Below are 22,250 nucleotides of genomic sequence, written 5' to 3'. Positions count from 1 at the left end.
CACAGGGCATGACAGCCCGTAACGGATTCAATCCTTTATTCAGGCAACAGGAGTCACCCATGAGTATCAAGCGCTATGGCACTGGCGGCGGTATCGGCACCGGCGGGCAGAAACTGCCGTTTGCAAAGGCGACCGAGGCTGACGGCTGGCTGTTTGTGTCGGGGCAGACCCCAATGACCGATGGCGAAGTGGTCGAGGGCGGCATTATCGAGCAGTCACGACTCGCGTTCGAGAACTGCCTAATGATCATGAAGGACGCCGGTTACGGCGTTGAGGACGTGGTGCACGTCACGGCCGTGCTGACCGATGCGCGCTATTTCAGCTCGTTCAACAAGGTGTTTGCCGAGATCTTTGGTGACCATCCGCCGGCGCGCATCTGCAGCGTTCAGGACCTGGTGGTCGACTGCAAGGTCGAGGTCGACATGAAGTGCTTCAGATCCGACCGCAAGGGCTGATCGATCTGCCGGGTCAGTGAATGCTCACTGTCCCGGCAATCCTGATCATCAGTCTATCGCAGGCACCGTTTCTCGACAGGCATGCGCGTCTTTTCACCGGCACCGCGGCATCGCAACAACAGGCTTCATGGCATCAGACGACCTGCCCAATAACCACAAGAGGTCCTTCCATGCACACCACCTTTTTTCTGATCGGATTTTTCGCCTTTTTGCTGGCCATGATCGTGTTCGGCAGCGTGATGTCGCGCCGCTATCGCGGTGATGGCGACAACTTTCTGCTGGGCGGTCGCGGCGTTCCTGTCTTTCTGACCATCGGTACGACCGTGGCCACCATGGTGGGGACGGGATCGAGCATGGGGGCGGTCGGCTTTGGCTACAACAATGGCTGGGGTGGCGCGCTGTACGGGATCGGAGGGGCCATCGGCATTCTGCTGCTGGCCTGGTGGTTTGCGCCCATGCGTCGGCTTCGTTTCATGACCATGAGCGAGGAGCTTTCGTACTATGTGGGCGGCAGCCGGCTGGTACGCAACGTGGTGGCGGTGCTGATCTATGTGGCCAGTATCGGCTGGCTGGGGGCGCATATCCTGGGCGGTGGCATGTATCTCTCCTGGATTGCCGGTATCGATCTGAGCCTGGCCAAGATCATCGTGGCCATCGGTTTTGGGCTCTATTGCGTGATTGGCGGCTACATGGCGGTGGTCTGGACCGATACCGTGCAGGCCGTGCTGCTCTTTTTGGGGTTTATCGCCATGGCGGTGTTTGCGCTGATCGATATCGGCGGGTTCTCGCATCTGGGGGATAACATGAGCCCGGGCGCGGCCGAGAGCTGGTTTGGCGTGGCACAGCTGGGGCTGGTGCCGGCGCTGTCGCTGGCGGTCGTGGTAGGTGTGGGCGTACTGGCGACGCCGTCGTATCGTCAGCGCATCTATTCGGCGCAGTCGGTGAGCAGCGTGCGCCGCTCCTTTCTCTTTACCGGTGTGCTGTATCTGGCCTTTTCCATTATCCCGGCGATTGTCGGTATGGCGGCCCATACGCTGGCGCCGGATCTGGATAACAGCAACTACGCCTTTCCGTATCTGGCCACTCAGGTGCTGCCGATGGGGCTGGGTATGCTGGTACTGATTGCGGGGCTGTCTGCCACCATGTCGAGTGCCAGTTCCGATGCGCTGGCGGGTGTGGCCATCATGATGCGCGATCTGTGGGTCATGGCGACCGGGCATGTGCCGGCCCCGGAGAAGGTGGTGCTGTTTTCACGTTTCGCGCTGATCGTGACCATTGGTCTGGCACTGGCCTTTGCGCTGATCACCAATAATGTCATTACCTACATCACCACCATGATTGCCACCGTCATGTCCGGGCTTTTTGTCTGCGGTCTGCTGGGTCGCTTCTGGGACCGCTACAACTGGCAGGGGGCAATCGCCACGCTGGTCGCGGCCTCGGTCACTTCGCTGGTGGTCTCTGCCAGCGCTACCATGAAAGCCTTCTGGGGCAACCCGAGTATTCCGGCCGTGGTGGTGGCGGTGCTCGCTGGTGTCACCGTAACGCTCATGACACCGCGTTCCAGTGTCACGCGCGAGCAGGCGCTGAACATATTGAACGAAGAGCGCGCGCGTATGGAGATGCCGACGGCCAAACCCTGAGAAAGCCAGGCCATGAAAAGGGGCGCCCCGACCATCGGGGCGCCCCTTTTTCTGAGCGTATGGTCCTGTCAGGGTCGCTTAAAACATCACACGCAATAGGCCACCGACCAGCTCGCGTAGCTCTTCTACCAGCGTGGCAATGCCGTAGCAGGCAACGAAGGCGAGCGGATAGAACCAGTGAGGACGAGTCTGACTAAAGCCGACCAGCCAGCCGCCGATGCGCTGAAACGGCGGCAGCAGGGCAACCTGAACGGTCAAAATGGCCAGCGCTCCACCACCGATGATGTCGGTGATGAAGTGAAAGCCGAGATAGACCCGGGTAAAGCAGAGCAGGGCGGCAAAGACGAACGCGGCCAGGCCAAGCTTTCGATGCAGTCGCCAGATCACGTAAGCAAGGCCGATATAGACAGCCGCATGATCGCTGGGAAACGAGCTGAAATCATGCAGGGTCTGAGCATCGACTCCGGTCGGCGGCGTCATGTTCAATGCCTGGTCCTGCAGCGGCCGTGGGTGCTCCGGCGTCAGTTGCTGCATGATGCGGCTGAGTGCTGCTGATCCGAAAGCGGCCACGGTGCAGGTCAAGAGCTCCGCGCGACGAGCCATCAGGGACGGCATAAACCATAGCGCCCAGAAGCCTGCGACCAGCACCACGCCGGAAATCAGGTTCTGATAGGAGAGGACATTCATGATGAAATCAAACAGCACGCTTTCACGGGCCATCTGATTGATGCCCAGCATGACCTGATGTTCCAAGGGCAGAGGCGTTACGAAGGTGATCAGCGTCGTCGCCACCAGCAGCGCCAGCGCGGCCAGTGCGATCAGGCTTTCGCGAAGGACTGACGTGTCATTGCGGCTGTCAGTGTGTCGAAAGGAGAGAGTGGTCATGAGCTTTCACAATAAGGTCACTTTAAGGTGAGGCCAGTATGAAAGGTTCATGACATTGTTATTGTGTCATTGCGTGCACAAGGCTGGGATTCTTGTAAAAAAGATACGGCCCGCCACTAAAGTGTGACAGGCCGAAGATATTTGATTACCAGCCGTTTCAGCCTTGATGGCGACTGAGGTAGTCGTGGATGGCGGCAATGTCCTGTTGGCCCAGGCCTGCCTCCACTGCATCACGCCAGATCTCGCTGATGCGAGCCAGCCCCGGCAGGTCGGTATCGCCGGCGGCTTCAAGCGCAAGTTGAGCATCCTTGAGTCCCCATTCCAGCGCCATCTGAGCGCTGTACTCTTCAATGCCGATCTTGCCAAGCTTGGCCTTCACGTAGGGGGCTGCCAGCGGGCCACCCTCGAGCACCGACCAGAGATCATCGGTCGAGAACCCCAGTGTCCGGGCCAGACGGGCGCTTTCAGCAATGCCCTGCATCATGTGGATCAGCCAGGCGTTAACGACAAGCTTCATTCGCGATCCGCGACCGGCCTCTCCCAGCCAGACCACCCGCTTTGAGATGGCATCGAATACCGTATCGATTCCTTCGGCGGCCTTTTGATCGCCACTGGCCAGTACCGAGATGGTGGCCTGTTCGGCCGGGGCCTTGGTACCAGAGACCGGCGCATCAATGAAGATCACATCCGGACGTGCCGTCTCGATCTCGTGAATCAGCGTTTCGGTCTGTTCAACGCCAATGGTGCCCATCTGGATCACCACGCCCTTGTCGGGCACATGTTCCAGCGCGCCGCCGTTACCGAGCAGGACGTCATGAGTCGTCTCGAAGTCGGGCAGCATGGTGATGACAAATCGTGCATCGCTGACGGCCTCCACGGCGCTGTCGGCATTAAGCGCGCCACGTTTGGCCAGATCCTCGCCCCGTGAACGGGTGCGGTTCCAGACCCGTACCGACAGATCATTGTTTAAAAGGTTGGCGGCAAAGGCGTGGCCCATGGCGCCCAGGCCAAGAACGGCAACGGTCGTGTCATGTGACATGAGGCAGTGCTCCATTGAGGATGGCAAACAGGTCGCATCAGCGTAGCGCGATGAGCGTGAAAACGGGAACGCAAAAACGCCCCGGCGGGGCCGGGGCGTTGGCGTGATGGCGCAGGCTGTCTTACGGCGTCAGCACAATCTTGCGGCAGTCATCTTCCTTGGCATCAAACATGCGATAGCCTTCGGCAGCCTGATCGAGCTTCATGCGATGGCTGATGATCGCCTCGGGCTTGAGTCTGCCTTGGTCGATGGCCTCCATCAGGGTCGGCAGATAATCATGAACGTGGGTCTGGCCGCCCTTCATGGTCAGCCCCTTGTCGAAGAAATCCCCGATCAAAAAGCCATTTACGGCGCCGGCGTAGACGCCCGGGATGCTGATGCTGCCGCCGCGACGAACGGCCGCCAGGCACTGGTGCAGGGCGATATCGCTGCTTTCGACCTCAAAGTTGTTCATGGCCGGCATTTTGCCGCCGTGACCCTTGGCCTCATAGCCGACGGCATCGATCACGGCATCCACGCCACGACGGCCTTCGCTGAGCTGAATGATCGCCTCGGCCACGTCCTCGACCTGATCGAAGTTGAGCGTTTCGACGCCGTAGGCCTTCTTCGCGAAATCAAGACGGTACTGCTGATTGTCGATCATGATGATCTGCTCGGCGCCTTCCATGCGCGCGCATGCTGCCGACATCAGCCCCACCGGGCCGGCCCCGAAGATGGCCAGGCTCGAGCCCGTTTTGACGCCAGCATTGAGGACTGCCTGATAACCGGTCGGCAGGATGTCCGACATGAACAGCACCTGTTCGTCGTCCAGGCCGTCCGGGATGGCATAGGGGCCGGCATTGGCGTTTGGGACGCGCACGTACTCGGCCTGACCGCCGGGAATGCCGCCGTACATGTGTGAAAAGCCAAACAGCGCCGCCGGCGCCGGAATCGACTTCTTGTTCAGCGCCGCGCCCTCGTTGGGGTTGGTGGTCTCACACGCCGCATACAGCGAATGCTGGCAGAAAAAGCAGCTGCCGCAGGCGATCACGAACGGCACGACCACGCGGTCGCCCTTCTTGACGCTGGTGACGGCGGAGCCGGCTTCCTCGACGATGCCCATGAACTCATGGCCGAAGATATCGCCAGGCTCGGTGGCCGGCATCGAGCCGCGATAAAGATGCAGGTCGGAGCCGCAGATGGCCGTCGAGGTCACGCGCAGAACAATGTCATCGTCCTGCTGGAGCGTGGGTTCGGGAACATTTTCAACGCGAACGTCGTTGCTGCCCTGATAAACCAGTGCCTTCATGATTTCTTCTCCCTGACATACCCGGCCACTGATGATTGAACCATCATGGCCGTGCAGAAATGATTGGCGATGGCCGACATCCTGCCGGCCAGAGGTTTAGTGTAGAAAGCGAAGCGATAGGCGGCTAACGATTTATCGATACGCGATGTAAACGGAGCGGCAGGTCAGACGGACAATGAGGGTCATACGTCATGAAAAGGGGAGAGAGAGTGGCGAGGACGCCGCTGACACGACAGCGGGCGCCTCTTGAAGAGCGCGCCCGCTGATGGCCCGTGGTGACCTGCCTGTCAGGCACTAGGCCAGCGCGGCAAAGACAAAAAACAGTACCAGGACGATGTCGGCCACGATCACGATCAGAAGCCGCGGATCCTTCATGGCACTGTTCCCTCCGGGCCGGTTGGCCGTGGATTACTCACTGTCGGCCTGCGAATAGAGCACACGCGTGCGCAGGGTATGGTTGACCTCGCGCAGGGCGTTGAGCGCCTGTTCACCATAAGCCTTGTCGACATCAATGACCACGTAGCCAACTTCTTCATTGGTCTGAAGAAACTGGGCGGAGATGTTGATGCCTTCGTTGCCCAGCACGCGGTTGATCTCGGACAGAACGCCTGGCACGTTGCGGTGAATGTGCAGCAGACGGTGCTTGTCCGGATGTGACGGCAGGGCCACTTCGGGGAAGTTGACCGAGGTGATCGTGGTGCCGTTGTCGGAGAAGGTGATGAGCTTTTCAGACACCTCAACGCCGATGTTTTCCTGCGCCTCGACTGTGGAGCCGCCGATGTGCGGCGTCAGGATCACGTTGTTGAACTTGCGCAGCGGCGAGACGAATTCCTCGTCATTGCCCTTGGGCTCAATCGGGAAAACGTCGACGGCGGCACCCAGCAACTTGCCGGATTCCAGCACTTCGGCCAGTGCCTCGATGTCCACGACCTTGCCGCGCGAGGCGTTGATCAGATAGCTGCCCTGCTTCATCAGCGCCAGCTCGTCACGTCCGATCATCCAGGTGGTCGAGCGTGTTTCGGGGACGTGCAGGGTGACGATATCGGCGCGCGCCATCAGTTCCTGCAGGCTGCCGACCTGACGGGCATTGCCCATGCCCAGCTTGGTGATGGTGTCGTAATAGATGACGTTGAGACCGACCGACTCGGCCAGCACCGACAGTTGTGCACCGATGCTGCCGTAGCCGACGATGCCCAGCGTCTTGCCACGCGCCTCGAACGAGTTGCTGGCCGATTTCAGCCAGCCACCCTCATGGGCACGCGCGTTTTTCTCGGGAATGCCGCGCAGCATCATGATGGTCTCGGCCAGTACCAGCTCGGCGACCGAACGGGTATTGGAGTAGGGCGCATTGAATACCGGAATACCGAGCTTGAGCGCCGCCGGCAGATCAACCTGGTTGGTGCCGATGCAGAAACAGCCAATGGCCACCAGACGCTCGGCGGCGTCCAGCACACGTTCGTTCAATTGCGTGCGCGAGCGAATCCCGATGAAATGGGCGTCGCGGATCCTTTCGATCAGATCCTCTTCGCTCAACGACGTCGTCAGTCGCTCGATGTTGCTGTAACCGGCATTTTGAAAGTTGTCCACGGCGGACTGGTGGACGCCCTCGAGCAGCAGAACCTTGATCTTGCTCTTGTCCAGAGACGTTTTAGCCATGTGCGCATCAACCCTTTAATCGGCTGGCCTGAGGGAAAGTAGAAACAGCGATAGCGGGCATGACCCGATATCGGCCGAAAGTTATCGGGCATCGATACGGCAGCGGGAGAGGCTGCCCGGATAGCCCGCCTCGGCGGGGGGCTTATCCTACCATGGCGCCGGTCAGGGTGCATGGGCCCGCCGCGCACGGCACAGTGAAAGCTCCGCGTGTGCTGCATGAATTTGATGCATGAACGCTCTTGTCACACGCGTGGGTGCCGTGCCCTGATACGAGGGGCGGGCGGCGTCAAAAGCGTAACGGATGTGTATACTTGCTGACGGTCGGCGCTTGATCGTGACCGACGCCTTGATCTCAAGCCATGTTCCGGCGTTTACAGGATGATGCATGACACAACGGCCCGAGTCCGCTCATTTAAACGATCAGGCTGCGGCGGCGTCATCGACGCCTGCAGCGCAGACCCCATCCGATTTCGCCGGTACCCTTGCCGCGCTTGAGGGCCTGGTCAGACGCCTTGAATCCGGAGACTCGGGCCTTGAAGCGTCGCTTGAAGATTTCGAGCGTGGTATCGCGCTGGTGCGAGATGCCCGCGCTCGACTCGAGCAGGCCGAACTGCGGGTGCAACAGCTGCTGGAGCAGGATGACGGCGCTCTGGTGTCCCCGCCGCTGAATGAACAATCGCACGACAACGACGCATGATGGGTGAGAGATGACGGTGGATACGGCGAGGGTGGATGTTGGCGTGCTGATGGCAACGTGGCGCGACAGGATCGAAACGCAGCTGAGCACAGTGCTTGAAAGTGCCGCGCCTTCGCAGGCCTTTCGGCTCGAAGAGGCCATGCGCTACAGCGTGCTGGGCGGCGGAAAGCGATTGCGTGCCATTCTGGTCTATGCCGCCGGTCAGGCACTGGCAGCAGACGACGCGGCACTGGAAGCGCCCGCTGTGGCCATTGAGCTGATCCATGCCTATTCGCTCGTTCATGATGATCTGCCCTGTATGGATGACGACGACCTGCGTCGTGGACGTCCGACCTGCCATCGAGCCTTTGATGAAGCCACGGCGCTGCTGGCGGGAGACGCCCTGCAGACACTGGCCTTTGAAGTGCTGGCCGATACCGGGCAGCCGCGGGCGGCCGAGATGGTGGCAACGCTTGCCCGTTGTGCCGGGCGCGCCGGCATGGCCGGTGGTCAGGCGCTGGATCTTGACGCTGTCGGGCGACAGCTTGATGTGGACGCGCTCATGGCGATCCATCATCACAAGACCGGCGCGCTGATCGAGGCCGCGCTGTCGCTGGGGGCGCTGGCCGCCCCGAGCGTACAGCCCGTGCATCTTCAGGCCCTGAGCGAGTACGCTCGAGCCATCGGTCTGGCCTTTCAGATTCAGGACGACATTCTGGATGTGACCGGGTCGACCGAGGTGCTTGGCAAGACCCAGGGCGCTGATGCGCTGCGTGACAAGCCGACCTACCCGGCACTTCTCGGGCTTGAAGAGGCGCAGCGCCGCGCCCGTGCCCTGCTGGATCAGGCGCTGGCGGCACTGGCTCCGCTGGGCGAGCGCGGAGAGACACTGGCAGCGCTTGCCCGTTACATGATCGAGCGGGATCACTGAGACGACCCCGGCATCACGCCGGACAAGATACCCTTTGATGTCCCGGGGCATTACAGGACCAGGGACAGGATCCTGACAGGCCATTGAGGCGCTATGAAGCTGTTTGACGATATTCCCACTAAAAGACCGGCCACGCCGCTGCTCGATCTCATCGAGGCGCCATCCGATCTGCGCAGTCTCGATGAGCAGCAACTGCTGCGTCTGGCCGACGAGCTCAGGGCCTATCTGCTCTACAGCGTCGGCTGTACAGGGGGGCACTTTGGCGCCGGGCTTGGCGTCATCGAGCTGACCATTGCGCTGCATCAGCAGTACAACACTCCCCATGATCGGCTGGTCTGGGATGTAGGGCATCAGACCTATCCGCACAAGATTCTTACCGGCCGACGTGAAGCGATGGAGTCCATGCGGCGCTACCAGGGGCTGGCCGCCTTCCCGCGTCGCGAGGAGTCGCCCTATGACACCTTTGGCGTCGGGCACTCCAGTACGTCCATCTCGGCGGCACTGGGCATGGCGCTGGCAGCCCGTACGCGCGGCGAGAACCGACGCGTCTGTGCCGTGATCGGTGACGGCGCCCTGACGGCCGGCATGGCGTTCGAGGCGCTGGCGCACGCCGGCCACGTCGATGCCAACATGCTGGTCGTGCTCAATGACAACGAGATGTCGATCTCGGAAAATGTCGGAGGCATGGCCACCTATCTGGCGCGCATTCTCAACAGCGGCCCCTATGTGGCCGCGCGTGAGGGCGGCAAGCGGGTGCTCTCGCATCTGCCCGGCGCGCTGGACATCGCCCGACGGACCGAAGAACACGTCAAGGGCATGCTGACGCCGGCCACGCTCTTTGAAGAGATGGGCTTCAACTATGTTGGTCCCATCGACGGTCATGACCTGCCGCTTCTGATTCGCACCCTGCGCGATCTCAAGAACCGCAAGGGGCCGCAGTTTCTGCATATCGTCACCCGCAAGGGCAAGGGCTTTGAACCGGCCGAGGGTGATCCGATCGGTTATCACGCCATTACCAAGCTCGAAAAGGAGAAGGTCGAGGCGCCGCCGGTGCCCGCCCCGAAGAAATTCAAGTTCTGCAACGTTTTCGGCGAGTGGCTGTGCGACACCGCCGAGCGCGATGCGCGTCTGGTTGGCATCACGCCTGCCATGCGTGAAGGCTCCGACATGATTCGTTTTTCGAAGGAACATCCGGAGCGCTATTACGATGTGGCCATCGCGGAGCAGCATGCGGTGACACTGGCCGCCGGCATGGCCTGTGAAGACGTCAAACCGGTCGTGGCGATCTATTCCACCTTCCTGCAGCGCGGCTACGATCAGCTGGTGCACGACGTGGCCGTGCAGGGCCTCGATGTCACCTTTGCCATCGACCGCGCCGGTCTGGTGGGTGAGGACGGCGCGACCCATCACGGCACGCTGGATCTTTCCTACCTTCGCTGCGTGCCGGGTATGGTGGTCATGGCGCCCAGTGACGAGCGTGAGTGCTATCGCATGCTGACCACGGCCTATCAGTATGAAGGTCCTGCAGCCGTGCGTTACCCGAGAGGCACCGGGCCGGGCACCGCCTTTGAACCGGGCCTTGAGCCGCTCGAGATCGGCCGGGCCGACCTGCGTCGTGAAGGCCAAAAGGGCGAGCAGGGGGTGGCACTGCTGGTCTTTGGCAGCCTGCTGACCCAGGCACTCGAGGTCGCCGAGCGCCTTGATGCCACGGTGTATGACATGCGCTTTGTGAAACCGCTGGACAGCGAAGCCGTACTCGCCGCAGCAAACGAGCATGGCCTGATCGTGACGATCGAGGAGAACGTGATTGCCGGCGGGGCAGGCAGCGGTGTAGGTGAACTGCTGGCCGCCTCGGATGTCCGCACGTCGCTTCTGCACCTGGGCATTCCCGATCATTTCATCGAGCACGGCACACCGGGTGAGCTGCTGGCCGAATGCGGGCTGGATGCCGAGGGCATCGAGGCCTCGATTCGCCGCCGCCTGACTCACTGATTCCCTCAAACTACCGGAAACAGACTCGACTCATGCTGATTGTTATCTTTATTGCCGCCATGATCGGCTACGCCGTGGGCCGGTTGCCCGGGCTTCTGATTGGTGGCCTGCTGGGCTACGCCCTGGTGCGCTGGCTGCGCGTCAAGCTGATCGGGAAACTGGCCGAGCGCCAGACCCGCTTCCTCTCGGCCACCTTCTCGGTCATGGGCGCCATGAGTCGGGCCGATGGCGAGGTGTCCGAGCATGAGCGCCGCAGTGCCGAGGCGGTATTTGATCGGCTCAACCTCAACGGCACCCAGCGTGAGAAGGCGCGCGCCGACTTTGAGCGCGGTCAGCAAACAGGTTTTGATCTTGAGGCCGAGCTTGCCGGATTACGCCAGATCGTTGGCGCGCAGCGCGGGCTTTTGCAGGTCTTTTTCCAGGTTCAGCTTGTGGCGATGGCCGCCGATGGCAAGGTCGAGCAGTCCGAGCGCGACATGCTGATGCGCGTGGCGCGTGGGCTGGGCTGTTCACAGGAGGAGATTGCGCGTCTCGAAGCAATGCTCAACGCTGCGGCCAGCGGTGGTGGTACTCAGGAGAGCGCCCAGCCGCTGGAAGAAGCCTACCGGGTGCTGGGTGTGTCGTCCGAGGCCACCGATGCCGAGGTCAAGCGGGCCTATCGCAAGCTCATGAGCCAGAACCATCCCGACAAGCTGGCCGGCAAGGGGATGCCTGACAGCATGCGGCGCATGGCCGAACAGCGCACCAGCGAAATCAGCAACGCCTATGAGCGTATCCAGCAGGCCCGCGGATAGCCATTATCCGGGGCCATGTTGCAGACCGGCGCTTACTCGGTGCTTTCGCGATGGCGAATCTCGTGAAAGCGCTGCTCCATCTCGCGGCGCAGTTCACGTCGCCGCAGGCCCGACTCAAAGCGCTGTCGTTCGACGTCGGTGACTGGTTCAAGCTGGGGCACTTCGACCGATTTACCATCATCACCGACGGCCACCATGGTGAAGTAGCAGCTGTTGGTATGGCGGACCACGCCGGCGCGAATGTCCTCGGCAATCACCTTGATGCCGATCTCCATCGAGGAGCGGCCGGTGTAGTTGACCGAGCCCAGAAAGGTCACCAGCTCGCCGACATGGATGGGCTGGCGAAACATGACCTGATCCACCGACAGCGTGACCACATAGTGACCGGCCCAGCGGCTGGCGCAGGCGTAGGCCACTTCATCGAGATATTTCAGCAGCGTGCCGCCGTGAACCTTGCCGGAAAAATTGGCCATGTTCGGGGTCATCAGCACGGTCATGGTGATCTGGTGGCGTGGTGTGTCCATTCCCTCTCTCTCTTTTCTCATCGTGTTGTTATGGTCGAACTTTCGACGTCGAGCATAACTCATCCCTTCCCGACCGCGGGCGCTGTCGTCATGGCAAATTTGCCTCTGGGTGACTAGCATGGCGTCGCCGCCGCCGATATTGGCTCGCGGCGTTCGTCATTCATTCACCGGGGAGTGTCATGAAGGTCACCGACGCAAGACTTGAGCAACCCACCGCACGCTATCTATGGCTGTATGTGCTGATCGTGTGGGTCGGGCTCAATCTGCGTCCCTCGATTGCCGCCGTCGGGCCGCTGCTGGACCGGATTCAGGGCGAGCTGTCGGTGAGCTATACTACGGCGTCACTTCTGACCACACTGCCGTTTCTTGCGATGGGGCTGGCCTGCTTTCAGGGCATGCAGCTGATCCGGCGCTGGGACCGCCATCGTATCGTCATGGGGTCGCTGAGCCTGATCGGCCTGGCGTCGCTGATGCGGCTGTTCGGAGACAGCTTCATGCTGCTGGCCCTGTCCGCGATCGCGATTGGTGCCGGTATTGCCCTGATTCAGGCGCTGATGCCGGCCCTGATCAAGGTCACGCTGCCCAATACGGTAGAAACGGCCACCGGACTCTATATCGGCGCGATCATCGGCGGTGGAGCACTGGCCTCCGGGCTGGCGCCCTGGTTTGCCGCCCTCGGCGGCTGGCGACTGGGGCTTGCCGGCTGGGCCATCCTGGTGCCGATAGCGCTGCTGTTATGGCACCGCCATGGCGGTCAGATGCTCACGCCCGTGCCGCGTGAGCGCTCTGCCGAGGCTACGCCGCTGTCACACATTCCGCGAGCCTGGACGCTGGCGCTCTTTTTCGGCTTCGGTACGGCCGGCTATGCCTGTGTCATGGCGTGGCTGCCACCCTATTATCTGGCACTGGGCTGGAGTGCCGGGGATGCAGGATTACTGCTGGGCTACGTGACCCTGTTGCAGGTGGTGGCCAGTGTCGGTGCGCCGTTTCTGGTGCGTTACAGTCTGGACCGACGCCGGGCGCTGTATTTGACGGTAGGGATGTCGCTGATCGGCTTTGTCGGGCTGTATGTCAAACCTGACGGCGTGGCTTTTGCCGTACTGTGGGGCACGCTTTTGGGGCTGGGGATCGGCGCGCTTTTCTCGCTGTCGGTGCTGGTGCCGATGGATCACCATCGTGATCCGGCCCGCGTGGGGGATCTGGCGGCCTTTGTGCAGGGCCATGGCTATCTGGTCGCGGCCGTGGCCACGCTGCTTTCCGGCATGGCGCGTGACATGCTCTCGGGCTTTGACACCGCCTGGGTGGCGCTGGCCGGGCTCTTTGCCATCATGCTGGTGATGAGCTGGCGTTTTGATCCGCATTATTACCCGCGCCATATCGACTGAGTGGTCTTCCGGGCGCCTTGACAAGGCGCCCGGATGGCAAGCGATTCGAGATCAGGTGCGTTCGCGGTCGACGTCGCTGGCGGCTTCAAACTCATCAAGGGCCATCATATGGCCAAGCTTGCCGACCTTGGTCGACAGATACTGCTCGTTGTGGGCGTTAAGGCCGGTGGTCAGCGGCACGCGCTCACTGATTTCAATACCGGCCTGTTGCAGGGAAAGCACCTTGCGCGGATTGTTGGTCATCAATCGCAGCCGGGAGATGCCGAGCTTTTCGAGCATCGGAATGCAGATGTCATAGCGACGCATGTCGGCTTCAAAGCCCAGTGCTTCGTTGGCCTCGACCGTGTCGGCGCCACCATCCTGAAGGTGATAGGCCCGGATCTTGTTCATGAGGCCAATGCCGCGACCTTCCTGGCGCAGATAAAGCAGGGCACCGCGACCCTCTTCGGCAATGCGCTTGAGCGCGACCTGAAGCTGATAGCCGCAGTCGCAGCGCATTGAAAAGAGCGCATCACCGGTCAGGCACTCGGAGTGCACTCGAGCCAGCACGGGGTCACCATCGGCCACATCGCCCAGCGTGAGGACAACATGATCCTTGCCGGTCTCGTCATCTTCAAAGCCATGCATGGTAAACGTGGCCCAGGGCATGGGGAGACGCGAACTGGCGATAAATCTGATCGTCACGGTAACCTCAATCTTGTTGGCAAGCCGTCATGTTGGCTTTGGAAGCTATCTTGGCAGCGCAGGTTACATTTATCTACACATGCCACGATGGTGCCCGGGTGATGTCGGGTGGAAAGGGCAGGCCCTACATATTGCACCATGATGGGCTCTCCTGCAGCAGGACTGTCTGAGCTACAATGAAACGACATTTTTTTGTCGGATGATCTTGTCTGCATGACTCTCGAAAATGATCGCTTTTTGCGCGCCCTGGCGCGGCAGGACGTTGACCGTACACCGGTCTGGATGATGCGCCAGGCCGGCCGCTACCTTCCCGAGTATCTCAGGGTTCGAAAGCAGGCGGGCAGCTTCATGGATCTGTGCCGCAACCGCGACATGGCCTGTGAAGTGACCCTGCAGCCGCTGGAGCGCTTTGATCTGGATGCGGCCATTTTGTTCTCCGACATCCTCACCATTCCTGATGCCATGGACCTGGGGCTTTACTTTGTGCAGGGCGAAGGGCCGATGTTCAAGCGTCCGGTCCGTGACGCGGCGGCCATCAATGCCCTGAAGGCGCCCGACGCCGAGCGCGATCTTGACTATGTCATGAATGCCGTCTCGACGATCCGGCGTGAGCTCAACGGTCGCGTGCCGCTGATCGGCTTTTCGGGCAGCCCCTGGACACTGGCGACCTACATGGTGGAAGGCGGTCCCAGCAAGGACTTTAGACACGTCAAGGGACTGCTTTACGGCGACCCGGCAGCGCTGCATCAGCTGCTCGAGACGCTGGCCACGGCCGTGACCGATTATCTCAATGCCCAGATTCGCGCCGGCGCTCAGGCGGTACAGATCTTTGATACCTGGGGCGGGGCGCTCTCCACGCCGGCTTACAAGGCCTTCTCGCTGGCCTATATGGAGAAGATCGTGCGCGGTCTGATCCGCGAGCATGACGGGCGTCGCGTGCCGGTGATCGTCTTTACCAAAAACGGCGGTCAGTGGCTTGAAAGCATCGCCGATATCGGCGCCGACGGCGTCGGACTGGACTGGACCACCGAAATGGGCGATGCCCGTGCCCGTGTAGGCGATCGTGTCGCGCTGCAGGGCAATCTCGATCCGTCGGCGCTGTTTGGCTCGCCGAAGGTCATTCGTGACGAAGTCGCGCGCATTCTGGAAAGTTACGGACCAGGCAACGGCCACGTGTTCAATCTGGGCCACGGCATTTCCCAGTTCACGCCGATCGAGAACGTGCAGGCCTTCATCGAGGCGTTACATGAACTCAGCCCCCAGTACCACCGCGGATAGGCCGGTCACACCGCCAGCGGCCCCGGACTGGCCGGGCCAGCTGGTGGTCTTTGATGGCGACTGTCCGCTCTGCCGCCGGTCGGTGCATTTTATCCTTGCCCATGAGTCGCACCCGGTCACGGGACTGGTGACGCTGCAATCGGCGCTGGGACACCGTTTGGGCGCGCATTTCGACGAGGATGCCGATGATCTGGATAGCATGTGGCTGATTCGAGGCGGCGCCCTTTATCGCGACAGTGATGGACTCTGGCGAACGGCGCAGTCACTGAAGACACCCTGGTCGGCCGCGGCCGGTATCCGATGGCTGCCCGCGTCGCTGCGTGATGGTGTCTATCGATGGGTCGGACGCTATCGCAAGAGGCTGGCGACCGATCCTGGCATGGGCGGTGCCGCTGCGTCCCGCCTTCTGAGCGCACTGAACCGCGTACAGTGTGAGAATCTTTCCCTGCCCGAGACGCTGGCCGATCCCTGATCCGGAAGCGGGTCTCATCCTGGTGCATGGTCGGTGAGCACCTGCACCATTGTGTGACAATTTCATCATATTCCTGACTCCGGGCCTGCGGTCAGGTTTCCTCAAAAATCCTCTTTCTCTCCTAAAACGGCGCCATGGCGCCGTTTTTTTACGTTTTGGAATATTCCTTGCTATAACGTTACAGACGCCTCTGGCAAGCGCCATGAGGTCGCATCATTCAACAACCCGGAGTGTTGCAATGAACATGACAATAAAAAAACCCTGGGCATGGGCATCAACGGCAGGGCTTTTAACGGTCGCTACGCTGGCGCCATCGACCTCCTATGGTGCCACGCTCGATGATGTCAAAAGTCGTGGCCAGCTGCGCTGCGGCGTCAGTGACGGGCTGGCAGGATTTTCCTCTCCCAACGCCCAGGGGCAGTGGCAGGGCATCGATGTGGATGTGTGTCGCGCCGTGGCCACGGCCGTACTGGGAGATCCCGGCAAGGTCACCTTCGCCCCGCTGACCGCCAAGGAGCGCTTTACTGCCCTGCAGTCCGGCGAGGTTGACCTGCTCTCACGCAACACGACCTGGACGGCCTCGCGCGATAATTCGATGGGGCTGACCTTTGCTGGCGTCACCTTCTATGACGGTCAGGGCATGATGGTGAGCAAGGACCTCGGCGTCTCGAGTGCGAAGGAGCTCGATGGCGCTTCGGTCTGTGTTTCTGCCGGTACCACCACGGAACTCAATCTGGCCGATTACTTCCGTGCCAACGACATGACCTATAACGCGGTCAGCTTCGATGAGGCCGATCAGACCGCCGCCGGTTTCGACAGCGGACGCTGCGATGTGTTGACCTCGGACTCTTCTCAGCTGGCGGCGCTGAGGCTACAGCTGTCTGATCCGTCCAGCGCCGTGATCCTGCCCGAACGAATCTCCAAGGAACCGCTGGGCCCGGTCGTACGCCAGGGTGATGAGCAGTGGATGAAAGTAGTGCGCTGGACGCTCTACGCCATGCTCAATGCCGAGGAATCCGGCATTACCAGCGCCAACGTCGATCAGATGCGCGATGCGCCCAAGTCTCCTGACGATGCCCGCCTGCTGGGCAAGGATGGCAACTTCGGCGAGCAGATGGGGCTGTCCAACGACTGGGCCTACAACATCGTCAAACAGGTCGGCAATTACGGCGAAATCTTTGAGCGCAACGTTGGCAAGGGCTCGCCTCTTGAGCTTGAGCGCGGCGAAAATGCGCTGTGGACCGATGGTGGTCTCCAATACGGCATGCCGGTGCGGTAGGGCACAAGCCACGCGCTTCGGCGCGTTGTCCTTGACGCAGGGCCGGCCTCCGAGGCCGGCCATCACGGCCCTGGAGACTACTGCTCATGTTGCGTCCCTCCACTTCCATTCCACGCCGCGGTCGCGGACCGCTATGGCGTGATCCGTCGGTACGTGCCCTGTTTTTTCAGGCACTGCTGCTGGTGACAGTGCTGGGCATCATCGCCTTTCTGGTGCACAACACCATGGCGAACCTGGATGCCCGAGGCATTCGTACCGGTTTCGGGTTTCTCGACCATCGAGCCGGATTTTCAATTTCCCAGACCCTGATCGACTATTCCAGTAACGCCAGCACCTATGGGCGCACCTTTCTGGTGGGGCTTGCCAATACGCTACTGGTCTCCGCGATGGGGATTGTTGCCGCCACGATCATTGGTTTTCTGGTCGGTCTGGCGCGATTGTCGCCCAACTGGTTGCTGGCTCGGCTGGCCGGGGCCTATGTCGAGATCTTTCGCAATATTCCGCTGCTGTTGCAGATCCTGTTCTGGTACTTCGCCGTATTGCGCGCGCTGCCCTCACCACGCCAGAGCATTACGGTGTTTGACAGTTTCTTTCTCAATGTTCGCGGCCTTGTCATGCCCGCGCCCGAGACACTGCCTGGTTTTGCGGCCACACCGATTGCGCTGGGGGTGGCGATCATTGCGGTCATCGCACTGGTGATCCTGGCCCGGCGGCGGCAGGCGGCGACGGGGGCGCAATGGCCGGTACTGCCCTTGAGCCTGGTGATTTTGATCGGCTTGCCACTCGCGGTGTTCTTGGTGACCGGGTCGCCACTATCCTGGTCGGTGCCGGCGCTGTCCGGTTTCAACTTCCGGGGTGGCATGCAGGTGCTGCCGGAGCTGGTCGCCCTCTGGGTGGCGCTGTCGATCTATACCGCGGCCTTTATCGCCGAGATCGTGCGCTCGGGGATTCAGTCCGTGCCGCGTGGCCAGACCGAGGCGGCGCGTTCGCTGTCACTGCCGGGCGGTCTGACCCTTCGTCGCATCGTCATTCCTCAGGCCATGCGGGTGATGGTGCCTCAGGTCACCAGTCAGTATCTCAACCTGATCAAGAATTCATCACTGGCCACGGCCATCGGTTACCCCGATCTGGTCGCGGTCTTTGCCGGCACCACGCTCAATCAGACCGGTCAGGCCATCGAGGTCATGACCATGACGATGCTGGTCTATCTGAGCATTTCGCTGGTCGTGTCGGCACTGATGAATGTCTACAACGCGCGCATGTCGCTCAAGGAGCGTTGAGATGTCTGCCATGTCTTCAGACAGTGAAGAGAGGCTTATCGCCTCGCGCCCGCCGCCCACCCCTCAGGGCGGGGCCATGTACTGGCTGCGTACGCGGCTTTTCTCGGGGCCGATCAACAGCGTGGTGTCGATCGTGACACTGCTGCTCATTGCGCGGCTGGTCTGGCCGGTCATCGACTGGGCATTGATCGAAGCCGACTGGGTGGGCAATTCGCGTGCCGACTGCACCGGTGACGGTGCCTGCTGGGTGTTCATTTCCACCCGCTGGAGCCAGATTGTCTATGGCTTCTATCCGGTGGCCGAGCGCTGGCGGGTGGACATCGTGCTGGGGCTTTTCTTCGCCCTGATTGCCTGGCTGGTCATACCGCGTCTGCCGGGTAAAAAGGTGGCGGCGCTGATGGCGCTGGTCGGTCTGCCCATCATTGCCTGGGTATTGCTGCTGGGCGGCGTGTTCGGATTGGCTCATGTGCCGACGCGGGCCTGGGGCGGGCTGATGCTGACGCTGACCATCGCTGCGGTAGGTATCGTGGGCTCACTGCCGCTGGGCGTTGTACTGGCACTGGGGCGGCGTTCGAAAATGCCGCTGGTGCGGGCCGTCTGCGTGATCTTTATCGAGTTCTGGCGTGGGGTGCCATTGATTACGGTGCTGTTCATGTCATCGGTCATGCTGCCACTGTTCGTACCGGCAGAGGTGGAGTTCGACAAGCTGCTGCGGGCGCTGATCGGCATCATGCTGTTCTGGAGCGCCTATATGGCTGAAGTGGTGCGCAGCGGACTGCAGGCCATCGACAAGGGCCAGGGCGAGGCCGGTGCAGCCCTTGGGCTGGGCTACTGGCTGCGCATGCGGCTGATCATTTTGCCCCAGGCCCTCAAGCTGGTGATTCCCGGCATCGTCAATACGTTCATTGCGCTGTTCAAGGACACTTCGCTGGTACTGATCATCGGGCTTTTCGATGTGCTGTCGATCATTCAGGCGGGGCTGACCGACAGCGACTGGCTGGGCTTTGCCATCGAGGGTTACGTGTTCGCGGCGCTGGTATTCTGGGTCTTCTGTTTTGGCATGTCGCGCTATAGCCAGATCATCGAGCGCCGCCTCGACAAGGGCTACCAGCGCTAACACCTATCACTATCAGCACGGCACGGGCGTGTCGTGCATCGGGAGTGTCTGTCATGAACGATATCCAGCAAGGGGCTGCCACCGCAGGGGAAGCCACCTCCATGGTAGAGATATCGCGGCTGAACAAATGGTATGGGGACTTTCATGTCCTGCGCGATATCGATCTGAGTGTGGCCCGTGGCGAGCGCATCGTCATCTGTGGGCCCTCGGGGTCGGGCAAGTCGACCCTGATTCGCTGCATCAACCATCTGGAGGCGCATCAGCAGGGGGAGATCGTGGTCAATGGCATCCCCATGACCAACGATGTCAAACGCATCGAGCAGATTCGGCGCAACGTCGGCATGGTCTTCCAGCACTTTAATCTCTTTCCGCATCTCACGGTGCTGGAAAACTGCTGCCTTTCGCCCATCTGGGTACAGAAAAAGCCCCGCCGCGAGGCCGAAAAAGGTGCAATGGAATATCTGGAGCGGGTGCGGATTGCCAATCAGGCCCACAAGTATCCGGGGCAGCTCTCCGGCGGTCAGCAGCAGCGTGTGGCGATTGCGCGGGCGCTGTGCATGCACCCGGAGGTGATGCTCTTTGACGAGCCGACCTCGGCACTCGACCCGGAGATGATCAAGGAGGTGCTCGACGTCATGATCGAGCTGGCCCATGAGGGCATGACCATGCTCTGTGTCACGCACGAGATGGGCTTTGCCAAAACCGTGGCGGATCGAGTGATCTTCATGGATGAAGGGCAGATCATCGAGTCCGCCCCGCCCGAAACCTTTTTCAACGACCCCCGCTCGGCACGTACCCGCGAATTTCTCGGGCAGATTCTGGGTCACTGACTCGGGTCCAAAAACAGAAGCCGTCGTTTCTTCCGCCGGTCGGCGCCTCCCCGGCCGGTTTTTTAAATGCCTCATCCCCATGATTCTTCGCTGTGCTCAAGCTCTGATCACCTGGCGTCGTTAATTAATCCTCTTGATGTCTGACGCAATGAAGGGATTTTCCATGCGGCGCTCCATCGGTACTCGTATTCAGTTGATCTGTATGGCTCTTGTGGCCATGGCGCTGGTCGTAACCGGCATCACGATCTATACCGCCAGTCGTGAAGCACAGCTTCAAACGGCACAGCAGAGTGCCTCGGCACTGGGCAAAAGCGGGGCAGATACCATTGCTCAGTGGTTTGATAACCGACGCCGTATCGTGGAGTCCGTGGCCCATCATCTTGAAGAGGGTGATGTCATGGCCGGCCTTCGCAAGGCCAATGAAGCGGGGGATCTGTCGGTCACCTATGTGGCCTGGCAGGACGGGCGCGCCCTGTTTTCCAATGACTGGACACCACCGGCAGATTTTATCGCGACCCAGCGTCCCTGGTACCAGCAGGCTGCTGCCGCGGGTAACACCATTGTGACCGAGCCCTATCAGGACGCCATGACGGGCGGACTGGCGCTGGCCTTCGCCACCCCGGTTGTGGTGAATGGACAGACCATGGCCGTAGTGGCCGCCGATGCGGTCATGGATCAGGTCAGCGCCCAGACGCTGAATATTCGCCCCACGCCTTCAAGCCGGGTATTCATTACCGATGGCAGTGGCCGTGTCATTGTGCACGCCGATGCCGAACGCATTCTCAAGCCTGCCACCGATCTGTCACCAACGCTGAGTGCCACGGCTCTGACCGACATGGCGCGCCGCAATGCCCTGACCGACGTCAGCATCAACGATCATGACTATTTGATCTCGGCCACGCCCATCCCGGGCGTGGACTGGCAACTGAACATTGCGCTGGATCGCGATGAGGCGCTGGCAGGACTGGCCTCGATTCGTAATACCACGCTGGCGGCGCTGGTTATCAGCACGCTGGTGGCAGGATTAGTGCTGTGGCTGGCGCTCAAACCGGTGCTGGCGCGTCTGCGACGGGCCCGTGAGGCGATGGAGAACGTCGCCAGCGGTGAGGGGGATCTGACCCGGCGTCTGCCGGTTGAAGGGCGTGATGAAATCTCTGCCATTGCGACCGCCTTCAACGCTTTCGCTGATCGCATGAACGATACGCTGATCGAGATTCGCGATGCTTCAAGCCAGGTCCAGAGTGCGGCCGGCGAAATCTCCTCCGGTGGGCACGATCTTTCCCGACGTACCGAAAATACGGCGGCCAACCTGGAACAGTCCGCTGCGGCGATGGAGGAGCTGACCAGCACCGTGGAACATTCGGCCTCTTCCACGAAGGAAGCCAACGGTCTGGCCCATGAAGCGGCCACCATGGCCCGCGGCGGCGGCGAACAGATGCATAACGTGGTCGCGACCATGGCCCGCATCCGCGAAACCTCCGGCAGGATCGAGTCGATCGTGGATGTGATCGACGGCATCGCCTTCCAGACCAACCTGCTGGCGCTGAACGCCTCGGTCGAGGCGGCGCGGGCCGGTGAACAGGGGCGCGGTTTCGCAGTCGTTGCACAGGAGGTCAGAAACCTGGCCAACCGCAGCGCTCAGGCAGCGACCGACATCAAGGCGCTGATCACCACCTCGAGCCATGAGACGGTCAGTGGCGCGGAGCTTGTCAGCGCTGCCAGCCAGGCCATGGGCGAGATCGTGGAGCGGGTCGGACGGGTCAGCACGGTGATCGAGGAATTGAGTCGTGCCACCAACGAGCAGTCCACCGGCATCGGCCAGGTGAACCAGGCGATCACCCAACTGGATGACATGACCCAGCAAAATGCCGCGCTGGTCGAGCAGTCGGCGGCCGCCGCCGAGTCGTTGAACCAGCAGGCCCAGCGGCTGGCCACCACGGTCGGCGCTTTCCGGCTGCGCGAGCACGGCATGTCCTGATTCGGTGTCATCACCTGACCCGAGCCCTCGTCACAATCACATTGTGGCGGGGGGATTTTTGCGTAAT

The 22,250-nt window shown here is 61.2% G+C and carries 20 protein-coding genes; 14 read left to right on the top strand and 6 right to left on the bottom strand.

Features of this window, described 5'->3' with window-relative positions; translation table 11 throughout:
* Positions 1 to 59 precede the first annotated feature (59 nt).
* Positions 60 to 455: a RidA family protein gene (locus B9H00_RS07870; RefSeq protein ID WP_086900195.1), complete on the top strand. Its 396-nt coding sequence runs from the start codon at positions 60 to 62 to the stop codon at positions 453 to 455.
* A 170-nt stretch (positions 456 to 625) separates the two neighbouring features.
* Positions 626 to 2,095: a sodium:solute symporter family protein gene (locus B9H00_RS07865; RefSeq protein WP_086900194.1), complete on the top strand. Its 1,470-nt coding sequence runs from the start codon at positions 626 to 628 to the stop codon at positions 2,093 to 2,095.
* A 78-nt stretch (positions 2,096 to 2,173) separates the two neighbouring features.
* On the opposite strand, the gene B9H00_RS07860 is transcribed toward B9H00_RS07865, so the two are convergent.
* The 4 genes from B9H00_RS07860 to serA form a co-directional block, all read right to left on the bottom strand.
* On the bottom strand, positions 2,174 to 2,980 hold the full coding sequence (locus B9H00_RS07860) for a phosphatase PAP2 family protein (RefSeq protein ID WP_086900193.1): 807 nt from the start codon (positions 2,978 to 2,980) through the stop codon (positions 2,174 to 2,176).
* A gap of 157 nt (positions 2,981 to 3,137) precedes the next feature.
* A complete protein-coding gene (locus B9H00_RS07855) occupies positions 3,138 to 4,019 on the bottom strand; it encodes an NAD(P)-dependent oxidoreductase (protein ID WP_086900192.1) in 882 nt (293 codons plus the stop codon).
* A 121-nt stretch (positions 4,020 to 4,140) separates the two neighbouring features.
* Entirely contained in the window at positions 4,141 to 5,307 is a 1,167-nt protein-coding gene (locus tag B9H00_RS07850) for a zinc-dependent alcohol dehydrogenase (RefSeq protein ID WP_086900191.1), read from the bottom strand.
* A gap of 408 nt (positions 5,308 to 5,715) precedes the next feature.
* Positions 5,716 to 6,963 (bottom strand): phosphoglycerate dehydrogenase, encoded by a 1,248-nt coding sequence (gene serA, locus B9H00_RS07845; protein WP_086900190.1) that lies wholly within the window; start codon positions 6,961 to 6,963, stop codon positions 5,716 to 5,718.
* A gap of 385 nt (positions 6,964 to 7,348) precedes the next feature.
* On the opposite strand from serA, the gene xseB reads away from it, so the two are divergent.
* The 4 genes from xseB (at position 7,349) to djlA (ending at position 11,356) form a co-directional block, all read left to right on the top strand.
* Positions 7,349 to 7,660: an exodeoxyribonuclease VII small subunit gene (gene xseB, locus B9H00_RS07840; protein ID WP_086900189.1), complete on the top strand. Its 312-nt coding sequence runs from the start codon at positions 7,349 to 7,351 to the stop codon at positions 7,658 to 7,660.
* 10 nt (positions 7,661 to 7,670) lie between these two features.
* Positions 7,671 to 8,570 (top strand): (2E,6E)-farnesyl diphosphate synthase, encoded by a 900-nt coding sequence (gene ispA / locus B9H00_RS07835; RefSeq protein WP_236944390.1) that lies wholly within the window; start codon positions 7,671 to 7,673, stop codon positions 8,568 to 8,570.
* Between the two features lie 93 nt (positions 8,571 to 8,663).
* The gene (gene dxs / locus B9H00_RS07830; RefSeq protein ID WP_086900188.1) at positions 8,664 to 10,562 is read left to right on the top strand and encodes a 1-deoxy-D-xylulose-5-phosphate synthase; all 1,899 of its coding nucleotides are present in this window, start codon (positions 8,664 to 8,666) and stop codon (positions 10,560 to 10,562) included.
* A gap of 32 nt (positions 10,563 to 10,594) precedes the next feature.
* Positions 10,595 to 11,356 carry a co-chaperone DjlA gene (djlA, locus tag B9H00_RS07825; protein ID WP_086900187.1) on the top strand — a complete coding sequence of 254 codons (762 nt, stop codon included), beginning with the start codon at positions 10,595 to 10,597 and terminating at the stop codon, positions 11,354 to 11,356.
* A gap of 32 nt (positions 11,357 to 11,388) precedes the next feature.
* Here djlA and B9H00_RS07820 read toward each other — a convergent pair whose 3' ends face one another.
* Positions 11,389 to 11,880 carry an acyl-CoA thioesterase gene (locus tag B9H00_RS07820; protein ID WP_086900186.1) on the bottom strand — a complete coding sequence of 164 codons (492 nt, stop codon included), beginning with the start codon at positions 11,878 to 11,880 and terminating at the stop codon, positions 11,389 to 11,391.
* A gap of 179 nt (positions 11,881 to 12,059) precedes the next feature.
* Between B9H00_RS07820 and B9H00_RS07815 the strand changes: the two genes are divergently transcribed.
* A complete protein-coding gene (locus B9H00_RS07815; protein WP_086900185.1) occupies positions 12,060 to 13,265 on the top strand; it encodes an MFS transporter in 1,206 nt (401 codons plus the stop codon).
* A 51-nt stretch (positions 13,266 to 13,316) separates the two neighbouring features.
* Here B9H00_RS07815 and ribA read toward each other — a convergent pair whose 3' ends face one another.
* Positions 13,317 to 13,949, bottom strand: coding sequence for a GTP cyclohydrolase II (gene ribA, locus B9H00_RS07810; RefSeq protein WP_086900184.1), 633 nt, complete (start codon positions 13,947 to 13,949; stop codon positions 13,317 to 13,319).
* Between the two features lie 213 nt (positions 13,950 to 14,162).
* On the opposite strand from ribA, the gene hemE reads away from it, so the two are divergent.
* The 7 genes from hemE (at position 14,163) to B9H00_RS07775 (ending at position 22,183) form a co-directional block, all read left to right on the top strand.
* On the top strand, positions 14,163 to 15,227 hold the full coding sequence (gene hemE / locus B9H00_RS07805; protein ID WP_086901768.1) for a uroporphyrinogen decarboxylase: 1,065 nt from the start codon (positions 14,163 to 14,165) through the stop codon (positions 15,225 to 15,227).
* Complete coding sequence (locus B9H00_RS07800; protein ID WP_086900183.1) at positions 15,196 to 15,699, top strand: thiol-disulfide oxidoreductase DCC family protein; 504 nt, start codon at positions 15,196 to 15,198, stop codon at positions 15,697 to 15,699. Before hemE ends, B9H00_RS07800 begins: the two co-directional genes overlap by 32 nt.
* A 244-nt stretch (positions 15,700 to 15,943) precedes the next feature.
* Complete coding sequence (locus B9H00_RS07795; RefSeq protein WP_086901767.1) at positions 15,944 to 16,978, top strand: amino acid ABC transporter substrate-binding protein; 1,035 nt, start codon at positions 15,944 to 15,946, stop codon at positions 16,976 to 16,978.
* A gap of 86 nt (positions 16,979 to 17,064) precedes the next feature.
* The gene (locus tag B9H00_RS07790; protein WP_086900182.1) at positions 17,065 to 18,258 is read left to right on the top strand and encodes an amino acid ABC transporter permease; all 1,194 of its coding nucleotides are present in this window, start codon (positions 17,065 to 17,067) and stop codon (positions 18,256 to 18,258) included.
* Between the two features lies 1 nt (position 18,259).
* Positions 18,260 to 19,375 carry an amino acid ABC transporter permease gene (locus tag B9H00_RS07785; RefSeq protein WP_407656575.1) on the top strand — a complete coding sequence of 372 codons (1,116 nt, stop codon included), beginning with the start codon at positions 18,260 to 18,262 and terminating at the stop codon, positions 19,373 to 19,375.
* A gap of 101 nt (positions 19,376 to 19,476) precedes the next feature.
* Positions 19,477 to 20,205 carry an amino acid ABC transporter ATP-binding protein gene (locus B9H00_RS07780; RefSeq protein ID WP_086901765.1) on the top strand — a complete coding sequence of 243 codons (729 nt, stop codon included), beginning with the start codon at positions 19,477 to 19,479 and terminating at the stop codon, positions 20,203 to 20,205.
* A 163-nt stretch (positions 20,206 to 20,368) separates the two neighbouring features.
* On the top strand, positions 20,369 to 22,183 hold the full coding sequence (locus B9H00_RS07775; RefSeq protein ID WP_169713433.1) for a methyl-accepting chemotaxis protein: 1,815 nt from the start codon (positions 20,369 to 20,371) through the stop codon (positions 22,181 to 22,183).
* Positions 22,184 to 22,250: the final 67 nt, after the last annotated feature.

This window comes from Kushneria marisflavi (assembly GCF_002157205.1).
Lineage (GTDB): Bacteria > Pseudomonadota > Gammaproteobacteria > Pseudomonadales > Halomonadaceae > Kushneria > Kushneria marisflavi.
This window is presented reverse-complemented; position numbering and strand designations above follow the sequence as displayed.